This is a genomic window from Nonomuraea sp. NPDC049158 (genome assembly GCF_040648335.1).
Taxonomy (GTDB): Bacteria; Actinomycetota; Actinomycetes; order Streptosporangiales; family Streptosporangiaceae; genus Nonomuraea.
Genome location: NZ_JBEZDM010000089.1, coordinates 1 through 2,437 on the forward strand (window position 1 = coordinate 1; position 2,437 = coordinate 2,437).

Genomic DNA, 2,437 nt, shown 5'->3' on the forward strand with positions numbered 1-2,437 from the left:
GTCGTGACGGTCCGCCGCGCGACGGCGCGGCCCCGCGTCCGCCGCAGGGTCGTGGCGGCGACGGCAGGCCCGGTGCGGCAGGTCCGCGTCCTGGTCCGCCCGGTGCGGCCGGCCCGCGTCCCGGTCCCGGTGCGGGCGGTCCCCGTCCCGGCGGTCCGCGTCCCAACCCGATGATGATGCCTCAGGGTCGTCCCGCCGGTCCCGGTGGTGGCGGCGGCGGTGGCCGTCCCGGTGGTGGCGGCGGTCGTCCCGGTGGCGGTGGCGGCGGTGGCCGTCCTGGCGGCGGTGGCGGCGGCGGTCGTCCCGGTGGCGGTGGCGGCGGTTTCGCCGGTCGTCCCGGTGGCGGCGGTGGCGCCGGTCGTCCGGGCACGAGCACCGGTGGTCCCGGTGGCGGCGGCGGTTTCGCCGGTCGTCCCGGTGGCGGCGGCCGTGGCCGCGGTGGCGGCACGGCGGGCGCGTTCGGGCGTCCCGGTGGCCGTCCCACGCGTGGCCGCAAGTCCAAGCGCCAGAGGCGCCAGGAGTTCGACAACATGTCGGCCCCGGCGATCGGCGGCGTGCAGGTCGCTCGCGGCAACGGCGCGACGATCCGCCTTCCGCGCGGCGCGTCCCTGTCCGACTTCGCCGACCGGATCGGTGCCAATCCCGCCGCGCTGGTGCAGATCATGCTGCACCTCGGCGAGATGGTGACCGCCACCCAGTCGGTCAACGAGGAGACGCTGCAGCTGCTCGGCTCCGAGCTCGACTACAACATCCAGGTCGTCAGCCCGGAGGAGGAGGACCGCGAGCTTCTCGAGGCCTTCGACATCGAGTTCGGCGAGGACGAGGGCGACGAGGCCGACCTGGCCGCGCGTCCGCCGGTCGTGACCGTCATGGGTCACGTCGACCACGGTAAGACCAAGCTGCTCGACGCCATCCGCAAGACCAACGTGGTGGCGCGCGAGGCGGGTGGCATCACCCAGCACATCGGCGCTTACCAGGTCGCCACCGAGCACGAGGGCCAGGAGCGCAAGGTCACCTTCATCGACACCCCGGGTCACGAGGCGTTCACCGCCATGCGTGCCCGTGGTGCCAAGGCGACCGACATCGCGGTCCTGGTGGTCGCGGCCGACGACGGCGTGAAGCCGCAGACGATCGAGGCGCTCAACCACGCCCAGGCGGCCGACGTGCCGATCGTGGTCGCGGTCAACAAGGTCGACAAGGAGGGCGCCGACCCCAACAAGGTCCGTGCCCAGCTCACCGAGTACGGCCTGGTGGCGGAGGAGTTCGGCGGCTCGACGCTGTTCGTCGACATCTCCGCCAAGAACGGGACCGGCATCGAGCAGCTGCTCGAGGCCATCCTGCTCACCGCGGACGCCGAGCTCGACCTGCGCGCCAACCCGGCGATGGACGCTCAGGGCCTCGCGATCGAGGCTCACCTCGACAAGGGCCGCGGCCCTACGGCGACGGTCCTGGTCCAGCGCGGCACGCTGCGCGTCGGCGACTCGATCGTCTGTGGCGAGGCCTACGGCCGCGTCCGGGCGATGCTCGACGACAACGGCGACCTGGTCGAAGAGGCCACGCCGTCCCGTCCCGTCCTGGTGATGGGTCTGACGGCTGTGCCGGGCGCGGGTGACAACTTCATCGTCGTCACCGACGACCGGATGGCCCGTCAGATCGCCCAGCAGCGCGCGGCGCGCAAGCGCAGCGCCGACATGGCGAGGTCGAGCCGTCGCCTGACCCTCGAGGAGCTGTTCAGCAACCTCGAGAAGGGTCGCGTCGACGAGCTCAAGCTCATCATCAAGGGTGACGTGTCCGGTTCGGTGGAAGCCCTGGAAGACGCCCTGCTCAAGATCGATGTCGGCGACGAGGTCAGGCTCCGTGTCCTGCACCGCGCCGTCGGTGCGATCACCGAGTACGACGTCAACCTGGCCGTCGCCGACGACAACGCGGTCATCATCGGCTTCAACGTCCGGCCTGAGCCCCGGGCGCGCGACCTGGCCGAGCGCGAGGGCGTCGACATCCGCTACTACTCGGTCATCTACCAGGCGATCGAGGAAATCGAAGCGGCGCTCAAGGGCATGCTCAAGCCCGAGTTCGAAGAGGTCCAGATGGGCACCGCCGAAGTCCGCGAGGTCTTCAAGGTGCCGAAGATCGGCAACGTCGCCGGTTCGCTGGTCCGCTCCGGCACGATCGTGCGCAACAGCAAGGCCCGGATCATCCGCGATGGCGTCGTCGTCGCCGACAACCTCACCGTTTCGTCGCTGCGTCGCTTCAAGGACGACGCGACCGAAGTCCGCGATGGCTTCGAGTGTGGTATCGGGGTCGGCTACAGCGACATCCGGATCGACGACGTCATCGAGACGTTCGAGATGCGGGAGAAGCCGCGCGCGTAACACGCGGCCGGGGGGGGGGGCGGCCCCCCCCCCCCCCGCGCCCCCCCCCCCCCGCCCGGGAGCCA

Annotated in this window: 1 protein-coding gene; it reads left to right on the forward strand. The window is 71.6% G+C overall.

What is annotated here, in order from left to right; translation table 11 throughout:
- The coding region (infB, locus tag AB0B61_RS57405) for a translation initiation factor IF-2 (RefSeq protein WP_358450839.1) at window positions 1-2,372 on the forward strand (2,372 nt) is incomplete at its 5' end.
- Between the last annotated feature and the right edge of the window lie 65 nt (window positions 2,373-2,437).